Raw genomic sequence first — 1871 nt, 5'->3', positions numbered from 1 at the left:
AACTGGCACAACCAGGACTTAAAACTGATGTAAGTCAGAATAAGAGCGAAATATCTAAAAAGACTATATTTGTCTATGTTTTTAGAACCAGAGAGTACTTACGACAAGATATACGATGGAGAGTGGCTAAGCGATTATCCGTATACCGTTGTGCATAGAGTCGCTGTTTCGGAGGGGAATAAAGGCAAGGGTATTTCCCACGAAATAATGAGGTTTGCAGAGAAGATTTCAAAGGAAAGAAATATAAAGAGCATGAAGATAGACACTCACGAGGACAATAAAGTTATGAGAAGTATGCTTGAGAAAAACGGATATACTTATTGTGGAATTATATACCTTGAAAGTGGAGATACGAGAGTAGCTTACGAAAAGCTCATATAGATAGAAAATTATTTTAGACGATGGGATTTAGATGATGTTATTTTAGAATGATTTGTCGATAATTTGGATGTATTTCGGAGGGATTTTATGCTTAATAGAGATAGGTTAGATGCTATAGTCAACAATATGAAGAAACTTGGGTTAACTCAGATTCTGGTTTCTGACGATAATGCGGTGTATTATATTACTGGCAGAAAAATAGACGCTATGGAAAGATGTGGAGCTTTGCTTATAAAGGACGACGGTGAAGTTCACGCCTTTATGAATAGACTTTTCTGTTTTGAAGAGATGGACGGTATGACAATGCACTATTATTCAGACGATGAGAATCCATATAAAATGATAGCTGAAAATCTAAATTCGGGTGCAGTTGGATTCGATAAGAACTGGGCATCTAAACACACTATATCTATACTTACCGAGAGAAAAGATATATCTCCGGTGATAGGATCCGATGCTGTCGATATGAGTATGGCTCTAAAAGATGAAGAGGAGAAAGAGAAGCTTAGACATGCAGCTAAAATAAATGATATGGCTATGGATTTTGCTGTTTCAAATATTGATGAAAAGCTGGATGAGAAGGAGCTGTCTGATAAGATAGAGGAGTTTTTCGAAAAAAACGGTGCATCAAGGGATATTCAGCTTCAGTATGTATGCTATGGAAAAAATGCAGCTGAACCACATCATGGTGCAGTAGCAGGAGAAAAGTTAAATGAAGGAGATGCGGTTTTATTCGATCTTTGGGCTCCTATAAATGGATATTGGTGCGATATGACCAGAACTGTATTCTATAAAAAATGCAGTGATAGACACAGAGAGATATATAATATAGTGAAAAATGCTCAGAAGGCTGCAATAGATACAGTAAAACCGGGAGTTAAAATGCACGATATAGATGCAGCAGCGAGAAAAGTTATTTCTGATGCAGGATACGGAGAGTATTTTATTACAAGGACAGGGCATGGAGTAGGTATGACAGTTCATGAACCTCCAGAAGCAAAATCAGGAAATGATACAATTGCAGAAGTCGGTATGTGTTTTTCAATAGAGCCTGGAATATATATAAAAGACGATATAGGTGTAAGAATAGAAGATCTTGTCATAGTTACAGAAGACGGATGTGAAGTACTTACAAAATATCCAAAGGAACTTATAATAGTTAAGTAATGACTTAAAATTATTATTGGAAAATCAATTATATTAACTGTTGTATATTTATTGAAAAATAGATTTATATAATACTGCTGTTTATAAATTATACTCAGCAGTATTCTTTTTTTAGAAAAAATAAATATTTTTTTAAAAAAAGTGTTGACTCTTTTATATTAAGGTGGTATTATAATACTTGTCCTTGAGAGAGGGCAAAAGAAAATAAGAAATGAACTTTGAAAACTGAACAGCAGATAAATTTGTTCGAACGATTTGTTCGGACTCTTACAAACCATAATTAAGCCAGATATTCAGATATATCTGAGCACAGAATCAATTTT

General features: G+C 34.4%; 2 protein-coding genes. Both read left to right on the top strand.

Annotated elements, in window-relative coordinates; genetic code table 11:
* Positions 1–75: 75 nt before the first annotated feature.
* The gene (locus EXD82_RS10140) at positions 76–381 is read left to right on the top strand and encodes a GNAT family N-acetyltransferase (RefSeq protein ID WP_142536780.1); all 306 of its coding nucleotides are present in this window, start codon (positions 76–78) and stop codon (positions 379–381) included.
* Between the two features lie 87 nt (positions 382–468).
* Entirely contained in the window at positions 469–1548 is a 1080-nt protein-coding gene (locus tag EXD82_RS10135) for a M24 family metallopeptidase (RefSeq protein ID WP_142536779.1), read from the top strand.
* Positions 1549–1871 lie beyond the last annotated feature (323 nt).

The sequence above is a fragment of the Peptacetobacter hominis genome (assembly GCF_006861675.1).
Classification (GTDB): Bacteria; Bacillota; Clostridia; order Peptostreptococcales; family Peptostreptococcaceae; genus Peptacetobacter; species Peptacetobacter hominis.
This window is presented reverse-complemented; position numbering and strand designations above follow the sequence as displayed.

What these genes read in the sequence shown, in the direction of transcription:
- EXD82_RS10140 (WP_142536780.1), top strand. Translation starts at nt 76, where the DNA reads ATGTTTTTAGAACCAGAGAGTACTTACGACAAGATATACGATGGAGAG.
- EXD82_RS10135 (WP_142536779.1), top strand. Translation starts at nt 469, where the DNA reads ATGCTTAATAGAGATAGGTTAGATGCTATAGTCAACAATATGAAGAAA.